We start from the raw sequence: 17,802 nt of genomic DNA, 5'->3' as shown, positions 1-17,802 counted from the left end.
GAACGCCGCCCGGGCGGACCCGTTGCACCATGGCGCGGAACCAGAGCGGCCCTCGGGCTGTTGGCGCCCCCGTGACCCTCGACCAGGCCCTCGCCTTCGGCATCCTCGGTGTGACCGTAGGCCTCTTCGCCTGGGGCCGGCTGCCCTATGACCTGGTGGCGTTGCTCGCCCTGCTCGCCGGCCTCGTCACCGGCATCGTGCCGGCCGAGGCGGCCTTCGCCGGCTTCAGCGACGACATCGTCATCATCGTCGCCTCCGCCCTCGTGGTCAGCGCCGCCGTCGCCCGGTCCGGCGCGGTGGAACGGCTGATGCGGCCGCTGCTGCCGCACCTCACCAGCGTCAGGACGCAGGTGCCGGCGCTGGTCGCCGCCGTCATGGCCGCCTCAGTGGTGACGAAGAACATCGGCGCCCTCGCCATCTTCATGCCGGTCGCCCTGCAGCTCGCACGGCGCACCGGCACGCCGCCCTCGGCGCTGCTGATGCCGATGGCCTTCGCCTCGCTGCTCGGCGGACTCTGCACGCTGATCGGCACCTCGCCCAACATCATCGTCTCCCGCGTCAGGGAGCAGGTCACGGGCGAGCCCTTCCGGATGTTCGACTACGCACCGGTCGGTGCGGCGATCGCGGTGGCAGGTCTCGCCTTCCTCAGCCTCGGGTGGCGCCTGCTGCCACGCGGGCGGCAGGGCAGCGCCGGCCAGGCGACGATGGCGATCGAAGCCTACACGACCGAGACGCGCATCCCCGCCGAGAGCCCGCTTATCGGCCGCACCATCGCCGAGCTCGTGGCGATGGGCGAGGAGCGCATCACCGTCGGCACCATGCTGCGCGACCGCTTCCGCCGCGAGAACCCGCCCGGCGAGGTCGTGCTGAAGTCCGGCGACCTGCTGATCCTCGAAGGCGATCCGGAGGAGCTGGAATCCCTCGTCGCACAGGCCGGCCTCACCCTGGTCGGCGAGAAGCCGACCGGCGGCGAGGAGGTGCCGGAGGACGAGAAGACGGTGGTGGAGGGCGTCATCACCGCCGAATCCCCGCTGGTCGGCGCGACGCCTGCCGGTGCCTCCCTCGCAGGTCGCTTCGGCGTCAGCTTGCTGGCGGTCAGCCGCCGCGGGTCGCGCATCGCCGAACGGCTGAACACGCTGAAGCTCCGCCGCGGCGACGTCGCCATCCTGAAGGGCGAGGCCGTGCGCCTGCCCGACACCCTGGCCGCCCTGCGCATCCTGCCGCTGACGGAGCGCGGCATCGTCCTCGGCCGCAGCCGGCGGAGCTGGCTGCCGGCGATCATCCTGACGCTCGCCATGGCCGCCGTCGCGCTGAACCTGGTGCCGGTCGCCGTTGCCTTCTTCGCCGCCTCGGTCCTGCTGCTGGTGATCCGCGCGCTGACGCCGCAGGAGGCCTACAACGCCGTCGAATGGCCGGTGATCGTGCTGCTCGGCGCGCTCATACCCGTCTCCGAGGCGGTGCGCAGCACGGGCGGGACGGAGCTGATCGCCGGCTGGCTCTCCGGAGCGGTGGAGCACCTGCCGCCGATGGGCGCGCTGGCCCTCATCATGATGGCGGCGATGGCGGTGACGCCCTTCCTCAACAACGCCGCGACGGTACTGATGCTCGGCCCCATCGCCGGCAGCCTGGCGCAGCGGCTGGGAATGAGCCCGGATGCCTTCCTGATGGCGGTCGCGCTCGGCGCCGCCTGCGACTTCCTCACCCCCATCGGCCACCAGTGCAACACGCTGGTGATGGGCCCAGGGGGATACAGGTTCGGCGACTACTGGCGGCTCGGCCTGCCCCTCTCGCTCATCGTGGTGCTGGTCGGCGTGCCGATGATCGCCCTGGTCTGGCCCCTGCACGAGCCCTGACGAAGGAGGCCAGCAGCGCCTCCGCCGCCGCCAGCCGCTCCGCCTGGGTCTCGCTCGCCCGGCGCAGCAGCAGCCTGCCCCGCTCCTGGCCACGCCGCGTCGCCGCCGCGGCGAGCGGCCCCACATCGAGCTTCCCGATGCCGAGCCGCCGGCAGCGCGCCGATATCCGGGCGACGGCGAAGAGCTGGGCGAGCGGCGCGGGGGCGGGGCCGAAGCGGTCCTCCACCTCGTCTTCCAGCGCCTCCACCCCCGCGGCATCCCCGGCGCGGAGCAGGCTCGCAAGGCGCCCGTGCAGGGAGACGCGCAGCGCCTCCTCCGGCACGTGCTCCTCCGGCACATAGGCATCGACGCCGATGGCGAGGCTCGGGCTCCAGGCCTCCGGCGGCGCCTCGCCGCGCGCCTCGGCCAGCGCCCGGTCGAGCAGGTGGCGGTAGAGCTCCAGCCCGACGAGGCGCAGATGCCCCGCCTGCTCCTCGCCCAGCAGGTCGCCCGCACCGCGCAGGTCGAGGTCCCGCGCGCTGATGGCGAAGCCGGCGCCGACGCGGTCCAGCGCCTCCAGCATCGCCAGCCGCCGCTCCGTCGCCGGGCCGATCCGCGCCTTGGGGTCGGTCAGCAGATAGGCGACGCCCCGCACCCGCCCGCGCCCGACCCGGCCGCGCAGCTGGTGGAGCTGCGCCAGGCCGAAGCGGTCCGCCCGGCACACCAGCATGGTATTGGCCCGTGCCACGTCGAGCCCCGCCTCGACGATGTTGGTCGAGAGCAGCACGTCGCCCTCGCCCTCGGCGAAGCGCACCATGGCGGCATCCACCTCCGCAGCCGGCATCGCGCCATGCGCCTCGATCAGGGTGAGGTCCGACACCAGCCCGGCCAGGCGCTCGCGCATCGGCGCGATGTCCTCGATGCGCGGGCAGACGCAGAAGCTCTGCCCGCCGCGCCGTGCCTCGCGCCGCAGCGCGCCGGCCAGCAGCGCATCCTCGATGGTCGCGCGGATGGTCCGCACCGGCTGGCGCCGCGCGGGCGGCGTGGCGATGACGCTCAGCTCCCGCAGCCCGACCAGCGTTGCCTGCAGGGTGCGGGGAATGGGCGTCGCCGTCAGCGTCAGCATGTGCAGGCCATCACCGCCGCGGAGCTGCCGCAGCTGCTCCTTCTGCGCCGCGCCGAAGCGCTGTTCCTCATCGACAACCATCAGGACGAGGTCGCGGAAGCGGATGCCGTGGGCCGCCAGCGCCTGGGTGCCGATGACGATCGCCACCTCGCCCCGCGCCATCGCCGCCTTGATCTCGCGCGCCTCGGCAGGCGGAGTGAGCCGCGACAACGCCTCGATGCGGAGGCCGAAGCCGGCAAAGCGCCGGCGGAAGCTTTCCAAATGCTGCCGCACCAGCACCGTGGTCGGCGCCAGCAGCGCCACCTGGTGCCCGCCGAGCGCCGCCACCGCCGCCGCGCGGATCGCCACCTCCGTCTTGCCGAAACCGACATCGCCGCAGACCAGCCGGTCCATCGGCCGGCCGGAGGCGAGGTCGCCCAGCACGGCATTGACGGCCGCCGCCTGGTCCTCCGTCAGCTCATGCGGGAAGCGCGCGGCAAGCCGGGCGTACTCATCCGGCGGCGGCCGCAGCGCCGGGGCCCGTGCCCGCTTCCGCGCCCGTGCCAGGGCGAGCAGCGCCCGCGCGCTTTCGGCGACCGCGGCCTCCGCTTCCGCCCGCCGCTTCGGCCAGGCCTCACCGCCGAGCCGGTCGAGGGAAAGCCCCTCCGCCACCGCCCCGTAGCGCCAGATGCGGTCCAGTTCGTCGAAGGGCACGAGGCGCGTCGCATCGGCATAGCGCAGCCTGAGGCAGTCGACGCACGCCTCGCCGGTCGCCACCCGCTCCACCCCTTCCAGCGCGCCGAGCCCGTGGTCGAGATGAATCACCGCATCGCCTGGTTGCAGCCGGGCGCTGGCGGCGAAGAGCGCCTCGGCGCCACGGTCCCGCCCGGCGCCGCTGACGGCGCGGATCGCGGCATAGGGCACCACCGCCGCCGCCTTGGCCTCGAAGCCCGGTACCTCGGCCGCGAGCAGGGCGACGCTGCCCGCTGGCAGAGCGAGCAGCGCCGGCCAGTCCGGGGCCGTTTCGACCTCGCCGAGCCGCCCGGCGAGCCTGCGCACCCCGCGCCCTCGCCCGCCGGCGATGGCGACGCGCCGTCCCGCCGCGCGCTGGGCTTCGGCATAGGCGAGAAAGGCGGCCTCCGGGTCCTCCGCCTCGACGAAGCGCGGCGGCGCGGCGCCCTGGTCGGGCGCCACCCGCTCCACCCGCCGCCCGTCGAGCGGGTCCTCGCCGCAATGGAGCGCCTCCGGCGGCGATCCCGCCGGGCCAAGCGCGATGCGGGTGCGGAAGGCTTCCAGCACCTCCGCCCGGCGCTGCGCCAGCGCCGCCTCGGCCCCCGCATCCAGCAGCACCGCTGCCCGCGGCAGCAGGTCGAGCGGCGCGATCAACCTACCGGCATGGTCGGGCAGCGCGTGTTCCAGCCCCGGCGGCCGCGCCTCCAGCAGCGGGTCATCAGCCGCCAGCACCACCTCCGATGCCGGGCCGAGCTCCAGCGCCTCGGCCGCCGCGTCGAGGCTCCTTTGGCTGAGGATGTCGAGCCGGTGGATGCCGGCGATGCGTCCCTCGTCCAGCCGCAGCCGCCAGGCCACCTCCGCCGCGGCGGGCCAGAGATCGACCACCTCGCCATGCAGCACCGCCTCACCCGGCTCGTCGACGCGCTGGTCGAGCACATAGCCGAGGCGAAGCAGGTCGCGGCGCAGGGCTGCCATGTCCGGCGCATCGCCGCAGGCGAGCCGCAGCCGCTCCGTCACCCGCGGCAGGCGCTGCCCGATCGTCTCCGCCGAGGCGATCAGCAGCCCCGGCGGCAGCCCGGCGGCGAGCGCCATGCGCTGCCCCATCACTGCGCGGGAGGGCGAGACGCGATCATAGGGCAGGCAGTCCCAGCCCGGCAGCAGCGAGACCGCCGCATCCGCCGGCGCCAGCGCCCGCACCGCCCGATGCAGCCGTGCCGCCCGTCCCTCGCTCCGTGCGACGAAGACGAGTCCTGCCTCCCCTGCCTCCCGCAGACGCTCGACGAGGCAGGCGGCCAGCAGCCCTTCCGGTTCCGCGATCACATGGCGATCCCCCAAAGCGGATGCGCAGAACGCCGCTCCCGGTGGAAGGCTGCGGGCACGCGGCCGCAACGTCCGGACGGTGCAATCGCGCCCTGTTCATGCGGTCCCGCGCCACCGCCTGCGTTACCGGCCTGACCCAGCGCCGAAGGATGCCGCCCGCCATGGAGATGCCGCATGTCCGCTAGCACGCCCCTCCGCGTCGTCATCATCGGCGCCGGCTTCGGCGGGCTGGAGGCGGCGCGTGCCCTGGCGCGGGCGCCGGCCGAGGTCACCCTGATCGACCGGCACAACCACCATCTGTTCCAGCCGCTGCTCTACCAGGTGGCGACGGCGGCGCTATCGCCGGGCGACATCGCCTGGCCGGTCCGCACCATTTTCCGCCGCCAGCGCAACGTGCGGGTGATGATGGCCGAGGTGACCGGCATCGACACCGCAGCACGCGAGGTCTCAGCCGGCCCCGGCCTCCGCGTCCCCTATGACGCGCTGGTGCTGGCGACGGGCGCGACCCATTCCTATTTCGGCCGCGACGACTGGGCGCCCGTCGCGCCCGGCCTCAAGACCATCGAGGATGCGACGGATATCCGCCGCCGCCTGCTGCTCGCCTTCGAGCGCGCCGAGCTTACGGAGGACGAGGCGGAGCGGCGCCGCCTGCTGACCTTCGCCGTCATCGGCGGCGGGCCGACGGGGGTGGAGCTGGCCGGGGCCATGGCGGAGCTCGCCCGCCACGCCATGCCGCGCGAATTCCGCCGTATCGACCCGGCCATGGCGCGCATCGTGCTGATCGAGGCGGGGCCGCGCCTGCTGCCCAGCTTCCCGGAGGAACTCGGCGCCAAGGCGCGGCAGTCGCTGGAGCGGATGGGGGTGCAGGTGCTGACGGGGCTTCGCGTCACCGGCTGTGATGCGACGGGCATCGATTGCGGCGAGGAGCGGATTGCCGCCAGCACCATCGTCTGGGCGGCGGGCGTCGTCGCCTCGCCGGTCGGGGCCTGGATCGGGGCGGAGCGGGACCGCGCGGGCCGCATCAAGGTCGGGCCGGACCTGTCGGTGCCCGGCCGGGGGGACATCTTCGCGCTTGGCGACACGGCCACGGTCACGGACGCTAAGGGCAGGCCGGTGCCGGGCAATGCGCCGGCGGCGAAGCAGATGGGGCAGTATGTCGGCCGGCTGCTGGCGGCCCGTGCGGCGGGCCAGGCGGAACCGGCGCCCTTTCGCTACCGGCACCATGGCGACCTCGCCACCATCGGCCGCCGCTCCGCCGTGGTGGAGCTGGGCCGCATCCGCCTCACCGGCCTGGTCGGCTGGTGGTTCTGGGGCCTCGCGCATGTCTGGTACCTGATCGGCTTCCGCAGCCGGGTCGTCGTCTCCTTCGAATGGCTGTGGAGCTACCTGACCTTCCAGCGCGGCGCCCGTCTCATCACCGGGCGTGAGCCGAAGGGCGGCAACGCGACGCCCGTGCCTGGGCAGGCACGGGCGCTAGAGAAGGTGTAGCGGCCGCTCAGGCCGTGCCGCCCGACGGCGCATCGGCCGGAAGGGTCTGCATCGCCGCCGGGTTGACCTCCTGTTCGGCAATCCGGGTCAGCAGCTCGTCGGTGTCCTTCTCCTCCTTGAGCGTCTGGGAGAGGAGATCGGCGGCCTTGGTCTGGCCCATGGCCTTCAGCATGGAGCAGAGCGTGCCATAGGCCGCCATCTCGTAATGCTCGACCTTCTGCGCGGCGGCGATGAGGGCGGCGTCGAGCACTGGGCCCTCCTCCAGCTCCTCCATCATGTCGTCGGCCTCCTCGACCAACCCTTCCATGGCGGCGCAGCTCTCGCCGTCCGGCTCCATGTCGAGCATCCGGCAGACCTCCTCCAGCCGCTCCACCTGGCGCTCGGTCTGCTCGCCATGCTCGCGGAAGGCCTGCTTCAGCGTGGGCGAGGTGGCGGCCTCCTCCAGTTCCGGCAGGGCGGCAAGGATCTGGTTCTCGGCGCTGTAGGTGTCCTGCAGGGAAAGTTCGAGCAGGTCCATGATGGTGTCGGCCATGGTCGCATCCTTGGGAAACAGTTCCAGGACTACGAACGGCCCCCGGGCCGGGCAGGTTGCCCGCCCGGAGCGGAACGTCATTCAGCCGACGCCGACCACCCGGAAGCCGTAGTCGCGCCCGTTCGGTTCGCGGATGGTGATGTATTCCCCGGGCCTGAGCTGCCCCGCCTGGACGATCTGCACATGCGGAGCGGCATCCGCCGCCTCGCCCTCTACCGGAGAGAAGGCGAGCGACCAACCGGTCTGCTCGTTCCACTGCACCGTGCCGGGCTGCGGCGGCCCGTCCGGTCGGAAGCGCACCGCCGGCCAGGGCGCCGGATCGGCGAGCCAGGTGTCGGGGTCGAGGTGCCCGCCCGGGGTCAGCGTCACCGATATCTCGTAGCGATGGTCCGCGCTGCCCTGCGGGAAGCCGGGGCCATTGGCCAGCACCAGGGTCACCAGGGGCATCGGCGGCATCATCCTCACAAGCTGCGGCAACGAATGACGTAACGCCCAGGCATCGGACGGGTTCAAGGCGCCCCGTCGCGCGGCGGCGCGCGATCAGATGGCGACCCGTACCCCGAGCTCCACCACCCGGTCGGAGGGGATACGGAAGAACTCCGTCGCCGGCACCGCATTACGCGACATGAAGGTGTAGAGCCATTGCCGCCAGCGCGACATCTTCGGCACCACCGCCTGCACCAGCGTCTCCCGCCCAAGGAAGTAGCTGGACTGCATCGGGTCGAAGGCGACGCCCGCATCGCGCAGGCTCTCCAGCTCGCGCGGGATGTGCGGGCTTTCCTGGAAGCCGTAGCGCAGGATCACCCGGTGGATGCCGGCCGCGAGCTCCTGCACCTCGCGCCGCCGGTCCGGCCCGACCTGGGGCACGTCCTCGTTCAGCACGGTGACGAAGAGCACCCGCTCATGCAGGACCTTGTTGTGCTTCAGGTTGTGCAGCAGCGCGCCGGGCACGTAATCGGCCTGGCCGGTCATGAAGACCGCGATGCCGGGCACGCGGATCGTCCGGCTCTGCGGCAGCCGGGCGAGGAAGCTCTTCAGCGGCAGGCTATCCTGGCGGAAGCGGGCGAAGAGCAGCTGCCGGCCGCGATACCAGGTGTTCATCAGCAGCATCAGGATGGCGCCGAGCACCAGCGGCACATAGCCGCCATCCGGAATCTTGAGCACGTTGGCGATGAAGAAGACGATGTCGAGCGCCAGCAGCGGCCCGAAGACCAGCGTCACCAGCGCGATCGACCAGCCGAATTGCCGGTGGAAAACCAGGATGGCGAGGCCCGAGGTGCAGACGAAGGTGCCCGTCACCGCAATGCCGTAGGCGGCCGCCAGGCTGTCCGAATTCTTGAAGGCCAGCACCAGCACGAGGACGCCTGCCAGCAGGGCGAAATTCACCTGCGGCAGGTAGATCTGCCCCTCTTCCGTCTCGCTGGTGTGCCGCACTTCCAGCCGCGGGGAGAAGCCGAGCTGCACGCATTGCCGCGCAATGGAATAGGCACCCGAAATCATCGCCTGGCTGGCGATGATGGTCGCCGCCGTCGCCAGGATCACCAGCGGCAGCCGCAGCCACTCCGGCGCAAGGAGGAAGAAGGGGTTCTCGAGCGCGGCCGGTTCCGAAAGCAGCAGCGCCCCCTGGCCGAAATAGTTGAGCGATAGGCAAGGCAGCACGAAGACCAGCCAGACCAGCTTGATCGGCCGTTTGCCGAAATGGCCCATATCCGCGTAGAGCGCCTCCGCGCCCGTCACCGCCAGCACCACGCTGCCCATGGCGATGAAGGCCGCCAGCCGATAGACGGCGCAGAAATGGATGGCATAGGTCGGCGAGAGGGCGACGAGCACCTCCGGCTCCCGCACGACCTCGATCAGTCCGAGCACGCCGATGGTGGCAAACCAGAGCGCGCAGACCGGCCCGAAGATCGCCCCCATGCTCCCGGTGCCGCGATACTGCACGATGAAGAGCGCGATCAGGACGAGGATCGAGAGCGGGATCACCGCCCCTTCGAAGCCGTCGGAGACGACCTTCAGCCCCTCCACCGCCGAGAGCACGGAGATGGCCGGGGTGATGATGCCATCGCCGAAGAACAGGCAGGCGCCTGCCATGCCGACGAGCGCCACCCACCATCGCCCCCGTTCCGTCCGGGCGCTGCGCTGGGCAAGGGCCATCAGCGCCAGGATCCCGCCCTCTCCCTTGTTGTCGGCCCGGAGGACGAAGACGACGTATTTCACCGTGACGGTGAGGATGAGCGACCAGAAGATCAGGCTGAGCAGCCCGAGCACCTCCCACCGTTCCACTCCATCGGCGGCGAAATGCAGGACTGAAGCCTTGAGAGCATAGAGCGGGCTGGTGCCGATATCGCCGTAGACGACGCCGAGCACGCCCAGGATCAGGGCGGGGGTCATTTCGCGCCGGGGGGCGGCGTCTGTGGGAGCGTGCAAGGATATGGGCCCGGGGGATCAGGGAGGCGTAACGCATAGGCCCGGTCCCGGTTGGCACGCAAGGGCCGGCCCCGGGGCAGGGGACCGGCCCGCCGGAGGCCTAGTGCCCCCGGAGGATCTGGCTGAGGAAGGTCTTCAACCGCTCGGTCTGCGGGTTCTCGAACAGGTGGTTCGGCTCGCCGATCTCGACGATCTCGCCGCGGTCCATGAACACCACCCGGTCCGCCACCTGCCGGGCGAAGCCCATCTCATGGGTGACGCAGATCATGGTCATGCCCGTCTCGGCCAGGCCGACCATGGTGTCGAGCACCTCCTTGATCATCTCCGGGTCGAGCGCCGAGGTCGGCTCGTCGAACAGCATGATCTTCGGCTTCATGCAGAGCGCGCGGGCGATGGCGACGCGCTGCTGCTGGCCGCCCGAGAGCTGGCCCGGATACTTCTTCGCCTGCTCCGGGATGCGCACCCGGGTCAGGTACTCCATCGCCAGCTCTTCCGCCTCCTTCTTCGGCATCCGGCGGACCCAGATCGGCGCCAGGGTGCAGTTCTCGAGGATGGTGAGATGGGGAAAGAGGTTGAAGCTCTGGAACACCATGCCGACTTCGCGGCGGATGTCGTCCAGCGCCTTCAGGTCATCGGACAGCTCGATCCCGTTGACCAGGATCTTGCCCTCCTGATGCGTCTCGAGCCGATTGATGCAGCGGATCATGGTGGACTTGCCGGAGCCCGAGGGCCCGCAGACCACCACCCGCTCGCCGAGCGCGACGTTGAGGGACACGTCGCGCAGGACGTGCAGCGCGCCGAACCACTTGTTGACCTTGTCGAGCATGATAGCCGGCGGCGCATCCGTCCGCGCGGCCGAGGCGATGTGGTCCAAGGTCTCGCTCATCGTTGGGTTCCCCTCAGCGCCGGCCGTGGCGGTTGAGCTCCGCCTCCAGGCCCTGGCTGTACTTGCTCATGGCGAAGCAGAAGATGAAGTAGATGGCGCCGACGGTGAGGTAGACCTCGATGCCGAAGCCCTGCCATGCGGGCTCGATGATCGCCGTCTTGCCCGCGGTCAGCAGGTCGAAGATGCCGATGATGAGCACCAGCGAGGTGTCCTTGAAGAAGCCGATGAAGGTGTTCACCAGCGGCGGGATCACGAGGCGCAGCGCCTGCGGCAGGATGATGAAGCCGGTCTTCTGCCAGTAGGAGAGGCCGAGCGCGTCCGCCGCCTCGTACTGCCCCTTGGACAGCGACTGCAACCCGCCGCGGACCACCTCGGCCAGATAGGCGCCGGCGAAGAGGATGATGGCGAGCTGGGCGCGCAGTAGCTTGTCGATATTCATGCCTTCGGGGAGGAAGAGCGGGAACATCACGCTCGCCATGAAGAGCAGCGAGATGAGCGGCACGCCGCGGATCAGCTCGACATAGAGCACGCACAGCGCCTTGATCGCCGGCAGCTTCGACCGCCGCCCGAGGGCGACGAGAATGGCGAGCGGGAAGGCGAGCGCCAGGCCGAAGGTCGCCAGGATCAGGGTGATGACGAGGCCGCCCCAGCGCTCCTGTGGCACATAGGGCATCCCCAGCACGCCACCCCACATCAGCACGCCGATCAGCGTCAGCACGCCGACCCAGATCAGCGCGAGCTCCTTCCGCCAGAAGCGCCGCATGGCGGAGACGATGTAGAGCCCGACGAAGAGCGCGATGCAGAGCGCCGGGCGCCAATGCTCCTCATAGGGGTAGGTGCCGAAGAGGATGAAGCGGTGCTTCTCGTTGATCACCGCCCAGCAGGCGCCGGTGCCGCGCAGGTCGCGGCAGGCCTGGGTCTGGTTGTTCGGCACCGACCAGACCGCGTTGATGAAGGCCCAGTCGACGAAGCCGATCGCCCAGCGGACGATCATGTAGGCCAGCAGCAGGGTGACGGCGGTCGAGAGCCATCCGGAGAAGAGGTTGGCACGCATCCAGCCGACGAAGCCGATCTGGGAGATCGGCGCGCTGCGTGGCGCCGCCTCGGCAACCTTGGCGCTGGCGTTGAGGGTGATGTCGCTCATGGGCTCAGCGCTCCACCAAGGCGATTTTTGCGTTGTACCAATTCATGAACAGGCTGATCGACAGGCTGATCGAGAGATAGACCAGCATGATGATGGCGATGCCCTCGATCGCCTGGCCGGTCTGGTTCAGCGTCGTATTGGCGATCGAGACGATGTCCTGGTAGCCGATCGCCACTGCCAGGCTGCTGTTCTTGGTGATGTTGAGGTACTGGCTGGTCATCGGCGGGATGATGACGCGCAGCGCCTGCGGCAGCACCACCTGCTTCAGCACCTGGCCGGAGCGGAGGCCGAGCGCCTGCGCCGCCTCCCACTGGCCATGCGGCACGGCGAGGATGCCGGCGCGCACGATCTCGGCGATGAAGCCGGCCGTGTAGGTGGTCAGCCCCAGCAACAGGGCGAAATACTCGGGGCTCATGTTGAGCCCGCCGCGGAAGTTGAAGCCGCGCAGCTCCGGCCAATCGACGGTCCAGGGCGCCCCGGCCGCGGCCCAGATGGCCACCGGCAGCACGAGGAGGCAGCCGAGCGCCACCGGCCAGACCGGCCGTGGCCTGCCGTCGAGGATGCGCTTGCGGATGGCGTCGCGCCGGTAGAACCAGGTGAAGAGCGCGCCCAGCGCGAAGGCCAGCAGCGCGTAGGAATGCGCGTCCTGCCACTCGATCCAGGGCAGCTTGAGTCCGCGGTTGGAGAGGAAGACGCCGCCCACCGGGTGCAACGCCTGGCGCGGACCGGGCAGGCCCTGGAGGATGGCGTACCAGAAGAGCAGCTGCAGCAGCAGCGGCAGGTCGCGGATCACCTCGATATACACGCCGGCGATCTTGGAGAGCAGCCAGTTCTTCGACAGGCGCGCGATGCCGATCAGCGTGCCGAAGATCGTCGCGAGCACGATGCCGACGACGGCGACCTTCAGCGTGTTCAGCAGGCCGATGAGCAGGGCGCGGAAATAGGTGTCGGTCGGGCTGTAGGGTATGAGGTTCTCGGCAATCGGCAGCCCCGCCTCGCGGCCGAGAAAGCCGAAGCCGGTGGCGATGCGCCGCACCTCGAGGTTGTGGACGGTGTTCGACCAGAGCCACCAGACGATGGTGCCGATGATGCCAACGACGAGGACTTGCCAGACGATGGCGCGGACCCGTTCGTCGGACCAGGAGAGCCGCAGCGGCCGCCGGGGCGGGGCGCGCAGCGAACGCGGGTCGATTGTGGTCTGGGACATGGCGCCCTCTCGCTCCAGGCCGATGGCGGGGCCGGCCGCCTGGCCGGCCCCTTGGGGTATCAGCGGAAGGGCGGCGAGTATTGCAACCCGCCGGTGGTGGTCCAGAGCGCGTTCGGCCCGCGCTGGATGCCTATGGGCTTCAGGTGGCGGTCGAAGATCTCAGCATAGTTGCCGACGGCCTTGATGACGTTCACGGCCCAGAGGTTGTCGAGGCCGAGCATCTTGCCGAGTTCCCCGTTCCGGCCGAGCATGCGCTGCACCTCGGGCCGCGGGTCGTTCGCCATCTGGTCGATGTTGGCCTGGTTGATGCCGAACTCCTCGGCGCTCAGCAGCAGGAAGTGGGTCCAGCGGACGATGTCGGCGAAGCGCGCATCGCCCTGCCGCACGCCGAGTGCCAGCGGCTCCTTGCTGATGACCTCGGGCAGGATGAGGTAGTCATCCGGCTTCTGCTGGGCCGAGCGCGTCGCGGCCAGGCCGGAGACGTCGGTGGTGAAGGCGTCGCACCGGCCGCTGATGAAGGCGGCGACGATCTCCTCCAGCCGCTCGATTACCACCGGGGTGAAGCGGATGCGGTTGGCCCGCGCCCAGTCGGCGAGGTTCTGCTCCGTCGTGGTGCCGGGCTGGACGCAGATGGTGGCGCCCTCCAGCTCCTTCGCCGACTTCAGGCCGAGGCTCGACCTCACCATGAAGCCCTGGCCGTCGAAGAAGTTGGTCGCGGCGAAGTCGAGGCCGAGCGCGGTGTCGCGCGACAGCGTCCAGGTGGTGTTGCGGGACAGCAGGTCCACTTCGCCCGATTGCAGCGCGGTGAAGCGCACCTGGGGGGTGGTCGGCACGTAGCGCACCTTGTTCGGGTCACCGAAGACGGCGGCCGAGACGGCGCGGCAGTAGTCGACGTCGAAGCCGCGCCAGACGCCCTGGCTGTCGGGCTGGGCGAAGCCGGCAAGGCCGGTATTCACGCCGCAGACCAGCTGCCCGCGGCCGCGGACGGCATCGATAGTATTGGCCGGCGCCGCCTGCTGCGCCTGGGCGTGACCCGGCAGGGCCAGCGTCAGGCCCAGGGCTGCCATGCCCAGAGCACGTTTCAAGAAAAGCCCAAATTGGGGCATCAACTCCGTCTCCCGTTCTGGACGCCCCTGTCGGGGGCAGATCCCTGTCCCTGCCTGTCCAGCAAATGCTGCGCCACGGAGCGTCGCCGAGGCAACGCCCTATCGGCCTCCGCATCGCCGGACTGCGGCCGATAGCAGAGCGTCACAGAATTGCGAAGCAATCGGTTAAACTTTACCAGCTCGCGAGATGTAATTTGCCCAAAATACGGGCGCCGGCCCAATCGCCAGGCGCGTCACCCGGCGGGCGCTGACACCGGTAAGGTGAGTTGCAGCCCGTCCGACGCCAGTTCCGCCGTTCCGCCGCTGGCGCGGGCGAGGGCGGCCAGGATCTCGAGGCCCGGCAGCGTCATCCCTTCCGGATGGCGGATGGCAAGCGCCACGCTGCCCCCATGCTTCTCCAGCACCATGCTCAGGGCGCCGCCGCGCGGCATCGTCTCCGCCGCCTCGCGCGCCATCGCCAGCAGGGCGTCCTCGAAGGCGGCGCGGTCCACCAGCACCGGCGGGTCCTCTTCCGGCAGGTCGAGCCGCAAGGCGCCGCCGGTCGGCAGCAGCAACACCAGCAGCGGGTGTATGGGGCGGAGGATGTCCGACATCTTGAACGCCGCGGTCTGCCCGACCGGCCGGCGCAGCAGGCTGAGGATAGCGCGGGTCGAGCCCTCCAGCCGCTTCGCCGCTTCCTGGATGCGGTCGAGCTGGCGCTGCGGCCCGCCGACGGCGGCGGTGCGCTTCAGCAACTCCAGGTTGGCAAAGACCACCGTCAGCAGGTTGTTGATGTCGTGCTGCACCGGCCGCGCCAGGTGGGCGACGCTGGCGAGGCGCTTGGCCTGGATCTCGGTGGCCGAATCGGTCTGGGTGGGGGGCTGGCCCGTCATAACCTGTGGTGTATCGCGGTTATCCGCCGTCTGCACCCCCTATCAGGGCAGGGATTCGGCCACGTCGCGAAACAGCCGGGCAGGGAGGGTGCCGCCGCGTACGTCGTCCATCGGCCGGGCATCGTCATTGCCGAGCCAGACGCCGATCACCTGCCCGCCCACCATGCCGATGAACCAGGCATCGCGCGAATCCTGGGTCGTACCGGTCTTGCCGGCGACGGTGCGGCCCGGCACGGCGGCGGCGCGGCCGCTGCCGTGGGCGACGACGGCCTCCAGCATCCGCCGCAACGCGGCCGCATGCTCGGCGGCGACGGCGCGGCGCGGCGCGGCGCGGATCATCGGCAGGGGGCGGCCGCCGGCGCTGGCGGCGGCGAGGCCGAAGGGGGTGACGCGCATCCCGCCATTGGCGATCGCCGCATAGCCGGCGGCGAGGTCGAGCAACCTCACCTCCCCGGTGCCCAGCGCCAGCGAGGCATCCCTCGGGAAACGGCCCTCGATGCCGAGGCGGACGGCCATCTCGGTGGCCCCCTTCGGCCCGCCGGCGCGGTAGAGCACCCGGACGGCCGCGGTGTTGACGGAGTTGGCCAGCGCCTCCTCCATGGTGATCTCGCCGCGGGCGCGCCAGGTGCCGTTGCCCGGCGACCAGCCGCCGAGGGTGAGCGGGAGGTCGGAGACCAGGTCGTCCGGCCGCATCCCCTGTTCCAGCGCCGCTAGGTAGTAGACCGGCTTGAAGGCGGAGCCGGGCTGGCGCCGTGCATCGGTCGCGCGGTTGAACTGGCTGCCGCGGTAGTCCCGCCCGCCCGCCATGGCGCGCACGGCGCCGCTCGCGGCATCGAGCACGATGACGGCGCCCTGGGAAACGCCGGCCCGCGCCCCCGGCCCGGCGAGCAGGGCCTCGAGCCGCGCCTCCACCACCGCCTGCAACCGGGTGTCGAGCGTGGCGCGGAGTGTCAGGTCGGCATTGCCGGGGAAGCTCTCGCCCAGATCCTCCAGCGCCCAGTCGGCGAACCAGCCGGCCTGGCCGGCACGCGGCGGTGGCAGGCGCATGCGGGAGAGCTCGGCCTCCATCTGCGCCTGGGTGATCGCGCCGGTGGCCACCATCGCCTCCAGCACCTCCGAGGCGCGGGCGACGGCGAGGTCGGGCGAGGCGCGGGGGTTGAGGCGGGAAGGCGCCTTCGGCAACCCGGCCAGCAGTGCCGATTGCCAGAGCTGGAGGCGCCGCGCCGGGACGCCGAAGAACAGCCGAGCCGCTGCGTCCACCCCATAGGCGCCGGCGCCCAGGTAGACGCGGTTGAGGTAGATCTCCATCAGCTGGTCCTTGCTGAAGCGGCGCTCCAGCCAGAGGGCTAGCAGAGCCTCCTGCACCTTGCGGCGGAAATTCCGCTCCGGCGTCAGGAACAGGTTCTTCGCCAGCTGTTGGGTAAGGGTGGAGCCGCCCTGCACCACCTCGCCCGCGCGCCAGTTGGCATGGGCGGCGCGGGCCATGCCTCGGAGATCGATGCCAGGATGGCTGCGGAAGCGACGGTCCTCGATGGCCATGAGCGCCGCCGGGAGATGGGCAGGCAACTCGCGCAGGCGGACGACCTCGCCATAAAGGTCGCCCTGGTTGGCCAGCACCGTGCCATCTGCCGCGAGCAAGGTGACGGCGGGGCGGCGGGTGGCGGCGGGCAGGCTGTCTGGCCGCGGCAGGTCCCAGGCGAAGACCAGCAGCAGCAGGGCCAGGGCGAGGCCGCCCCAGATGGCGACGAGCAGCGGCCAGCGCAGCCAGCGCCAGCCGCCGCGGCGCGCCGCGCGGGAAGGGCTGGGGGAAGGTGCGGGGGCTGGGCGGAAGCCGGCCGCGGGCGGGGGGGGCCGACGCGGCCGCTTCCGGGCAGCCTGCGCCGGGAGCATGGGCGGATGATAGACCTTGGTGGAGGGCGGAGAAAGGGCGGCGGCCTTCGCCCGCTTCAATTGCCGGGTCGCCTCACAGGGTGGAGGGCAAGCCTCTGGGAAAACGGCGTTTCGAGACGGGAATTGAAGATTTGAGGACTGATTGCCCCTGGTCCGCGGACGCGACACGGCAGGCGATGGCTGGACTATAGTCCTATTTTTGGCAGCGAGGGAAGCCATCTATTTGTTTCGAAGGTGCAGCTCCTGGCGGCCGGCCCTACCCCTTCTGCTCTTGAGGTTGTGTTGACGGTTCATTACGACTCAAGGCGGAGAAACGTCTTACGCATTAAAAAATGGTCGGGGATCAAGAAGCCATGTCGCACAGCACCGCCATAACCGATATCGACCTGCCGCTTCCCATCGCCTTGGCTCCTCCCCTGGGCGACCCCATCGATCGGCGCCTTCGCCAGGCGTGGGTGGATGCCGGGGTGACCCTGACGCAGATGGGCCGGGCGCTCGGCGTCAGCACGCAGCGAATCCATGAATAGAAGGCCGGGCAGAACCGCCTTTGCGCCGCTCGCCTGCCAGCATGGGCATTGCACCTGCGGGGTGGCGGTGGATGACCTGCTGGACCAGGGCGACATGCCGCAGCGCGTGGAGCGAGAGGGTAGACAGCCTAGTATGGGCCTTCAACGCCATCGCCGATGCCGGGGTGCGGCGGGTGCTGGTGGAGACGGCCCGGGCGTTGACCGAGGCGGACCGGGAGCGCAGGGCAGGGCGCTAGTCATACCCGACAAAGCCGCCACGCGGCGGTGCGGGAGCCGCTGGCTGGCGTTCGAAGCCGGTGTTGTCACCCGGACATACGAAAGGGCGCCCGGAGGCGCCCTGCCGTATCTTCAAGTCCTGAGCTGAACTCAACCACCCTGGCCGGTGAGGCGGCCGGCCAGCGTCGGGCTGGCTTCGGAGGCAGGGACGAGGACGAGCGCCTGCTCGCGGCCGCCGCCGACGAGGCGGGTGACGTAGCCGCTCTGGCCCTGGGTCGTGGTCGGGCCGGAATAGGCTAGGCCGCGGCTGCGGCTCTCGCCGGTGAGGCGGGCATAGCCGCCGCCGACAACGTTCTGGCTCGGCACGGCATACTCGATGCGCGGGCCACCATCAGCGCCGCCACCGACCAGATGAGGGCCGGCATCCTGTGCCTGGGCGGCACCGGCGGTGGCGAGAGCGATCACTGAAGCGAATACGGTATGGCGGATCATGGTTTGGTTCTCCTTCTGGGGGACGG

15 protein-coding genes are annotated in these 17,802 nt (G+C 70.7%); 4 read left to right on the top strand and 11 right to left on the bottom strand.

Annotated elements, in window-relative coordinates; translation table 11 throughout:
• Nucleotides 1–71: 71 nt before the first annotated feature.
• Nucleotides 72–1,853 (top strand): SLC13 family permease, encoded by a 1,782-nt coding sequence (locus JMJ56_RS07600; RefSeq protein ID WP_202831026.1) that lies wholly within the window; start codon nucleotides 72–74, stop codon nucleotides 1,851–1,853.
• Here the strand turns inward: JMJ56_RS07600 and JMJ56_RS07595 are convergent.
• Nucleotides 1,792–4,989 carry a DEAD/DEAH box helicase gene (locus JMJ56_RS07595; protein WP_202831025.1) on the bottom strand — a complete coding sequence of 1,066 codons (3,198 nt, stop codon included), beginning with the start codon at nucleotides 4,987–4,989 and terminating at the stop codon, nucleotides 1,792–1,794. The genes JMJ56_RS07600 and JMJ56_RS07595 overlap by 62 nt on opposite strands.
• Nucleotides 4,990–5,163: 174 nt before the next feature.
• Between JMJ56_RS07595 and JMJ56_RS07590 the strand changes: the two genes are divergently transcribed.
• Nucleotides 5,164–6,477 (top strand): NAD(P)/FAD-dependent oxidoreductase, encoded by a 1,314-nt coding sequence (locus tag JMJ56_RS07590; protein ID WP_202831024.1) that lies wholly within the window; start codon nucleotides 5,164–5,166, stop codon nucleotides 6,475–6,477.
• A gap of 7 nt (nucleotides 6,478–6,484) precedes the next feature.
• On the opposite strand, the gene JMJ56_RS07585 is transcribed toward JMJ56_RS07590, so the two are convergent.
• The 9 genes from JMJ56_RS07585 to JMJ56_RS07545 all read right to left on the bottom strand — a co-directional run bounded on the left by JMJ56_RS07585 (nucleotide 6,485) and on the right by JMJ56_RS07545 (nucleotide 16,601).
• Entirely contained in the window at nucleotides 6,485–7,009 is a 525-nt protein-coding gene (locus JMJ56_RS07585) for a ferritin-like domain-containing protein (protein ID WP_202831023.1), read from the bottom strand.
• 81 nt (nucleotides 7,010–7,090) lie between these two features.
• Entirely contained in the window at nucleotides 7,091–7,456 is a 366-nt protein-coding gene (locus tag JMJ56_RS07580; protein ID WP_202831022.1) for a hypothetical protein, read from the bottom strand.
• A gap of 93 nt (nucleotides 7,457–7,549) precedes the next feature.
• Entirely contained in the window at nucleotides 7,550–9,400 is a 1,851-nt protein-coding gene (locus JMJ56_RS07575; RefSeq protein ID WP_202831021.1) for a potassium transporter Kup, read from the bottom strand.
• Between the two features lie 136 nt (nucleotides 9,401–9,536).
• On the bottom strand, nucleotides 9,537–10,322 hold the full coding sequence (locus JMJ56_RS07570; protein WP_328702304.1) for an amino acid ABC transporter ATP-binding protein: 786 nt from the start codon (nucleotides 10,320–10,322) through the stop codon (nucleotides 9,537–9,539).
• A gap of 13 nt (nucleotides 10,323–10,335) precedes the next feature.
• The gene (locus JMJ56_RS07565) at nucleotides 10,336–11,466 is read right to left on the bottom strand and encodes an amino acid ABC transporter permease (RefSeq protein WP_202831020.1); all 1,131 of its coding nucleotides are present in this window, start codon (nucleotides 11,464–11,466) and stop codon (nucleotides 10,336–10,338) included.
• 4 nt (nucleotides 11,467–11,470) lie between these two features.
• The gene (locus JMJ56_RS07560) at nucleotides 11,471–12,673 is read right to left on the bottom strand and encodes an amino acid ABC transporter permease (RefSeq protein ID WP_202831019.1); all 1,203 of its coding nucleotides are present in this window, start codon (nucleotides 12,671–12,673) and stop codon (nucleotides 11,471–11,473) included.
• A 59-nt stretch (nucleotides 12,674–12,732) separates the two neighbouring features.
• Nucleotides 12,733–13,740 (bottom strand): amino acid ABC transporter substrate-binding protein, encoded by a 1,008-nt coding sequence (locus JMJ56_RS07555; RefSeq protein ID WP_202831018.1) that lies wholly within the window; start codon nucleotides 13,738–13,740, stop codon nucleotides 12,733–12,735.
• A gap of 272 nt (nucleotides 13,741–14,012) precedes the next feature.
• Nucleotides 14,013–14,651 carry a nitrogen regulation protein NR(II) gene (locus JMJ56_RS07550; protein WP_202831017.1) on the bottom strand — a complete coding sequence of 213 codons (639 nt, stop codon included), beginning with the start codon at nucleotides 14,649–14,651 and terminating at the stop codon, nucleotides 14,013–14,015.
• Nucleotides 14,652–14,693: 42 nt separating this feature from the next.
• A complete protein-coding gene (locus JMJ56_RS07545; protein ID WP_236037554.1) occupies nucleotides 14,694–16,601 on the bottom strand; it encodes a transglycosylase domain-containing protein in 1,908 nt (635 codons plus the stop codon).
• 293 nt (nucleotides 16,602–16,894) lie between these two features.
• Here JMJ56_RS07545 and JMJ56_RS07540 point away from each other — a divergent pair, with 293 nt between their 5' ends.
• Entirely contained in the window at nucleotides 16,895–17,068 is a 174-nt protein-coding gene (locus JMJ56_RS07540) for a hypothetical protein (RefSeq protein WP_202831016.1), read from the top strand.
• Nucleotides 17,069–17,139: 71 nt separating this feature from the next.
• Nucleotides 17,140–17,304, top strand: a complete 165-nt coding sequence (locus JMJ56_RS07535) for a hypothetical protein (protein ID WP_202831015.1) — start codon at nucleotides 17,140–17,142, stop codon at nucleotides 17,302–17,304.
• 130 nt (nucleotides 17,305–17,434) lie between these two features.
• Here the strand turns inward: JMJ56_RS07535 and JMJ56_RS07530 are convergent, their stop codons facing one another.
• Nucleotides 17,435–17,776, bottom strand: a complete 342-nt coding sequence (locus JMJ56_RS07530; RefSeq protein WP_202831014.1) for a hypothetical protein — start codon at nucleotides 17,774–17,776, stop codon at nucleotides 17,435–17,437.
• Between the last annotated feature and the right edge of the window lie 26 nt (nucleotides 17,777–17,802).

Source organism: Belnapia arida (assembly GCF_016773205.1).
In the GTDB taxonomy this organism is placed as follows: Bacteria; Pseudomonadota; Alphaproteobacteria; order Acetobacterales; family Acetobacteraceae; genus Belnapia; species Belnapia arida.
The sequence above is the reverse complement of the archived record's forward strand: the minus strand, read 5'-3'. Positions and strand labels throughout refer to the sequence as shown.

Bases quoted from the DNA above. Each gene is read 5' to 3' on its own strand.
- JMJ56_RS07590 (WP_202831024.1), top strand. From the start codon at position 5,164: ATGTCCGCTAGCACGCCCCTCCGCGTCGTCATCATCGGCGCCGGCTTC.
- JMJ56_RS07585 (WP_202831023.1), bottom strand. From the start codon at position 7,009: ATGGCCGACACCATCATGGACCTGCTCGAACTTTCCCTGCAGGACACC.
- JMJ56_RS07580 (WP_202831022.1), bottom strand. From the start codon at position 7,456: ATGCCCCTGGTGACCCTGGTGCTGGCCAATGGCCCCGGCTTCCCGCAG.
- JMJ56_RS07575 (WP_202831021.1), bottom strand. From the start codon at position 9,400: ATGACCCCCGCCCTGATCCTGGGCGTGCTCGGCGTCGTCTACGGCGAT.
- JMJ56_RS07570 (WP_328702304.1), bottom strand. From the start codon at position 10,322: ATGAGCGAGACCTTGGACCACATCGCCTCGGCCGCGCGGACGGATGCG.
- JMJ56_RS07565 (WP_202831020.1), bottom strand. From the start codon at position 11,466: ATGAGCGACATCACCCTCAACGCCAGCGCCAAGGTTGCCGAGGCGGCG.
- JMJ56_RS07560 (WP_202831019.1), bottom strand. From the start codon at position 12,673: ATGTCCCAGACCACAATCGACCCGCGTTCGCTGCGCGCCCCGCCCCGG.
- JMJ56_RS07555 (WP_202831018.1), bottom strand. From the start codon at position 13,740: ATGGCAGCCCTGGGCCTGACGCTGGCCCTGCCGGGTCACGCCCAGGCG.
- JMJ56_RS07550 (WP_202831017.1), bottom strand. From the start codon at position 14,651: ATGACGGGCCAGCCCCCCACCCAGACCGATTCGGCCACCGAGATCCAG.
- JMJ56_RS07540 (WP_202831016.1), top strand. From the start codon at position 16,895: ATGTCGCACAGCACCGCCATAACCGATATCGACCTGCCGCTTCCCATC.
- JMJ56_RS07535 (WP_202831015.1), top strand. From the start codon at position 17,140: ATGACCTGCTGGACCAGGGCGACATGCCGCAGCGCGTGGAGCGAGAGG.
- JMJ56_RS07530 (WP_202831014.1), bottom strand. From the start codon at position 17,776: ATGATCCGCCATACCGTATTCGCTTCAGTGATCGCTCTCGCCACCGCC.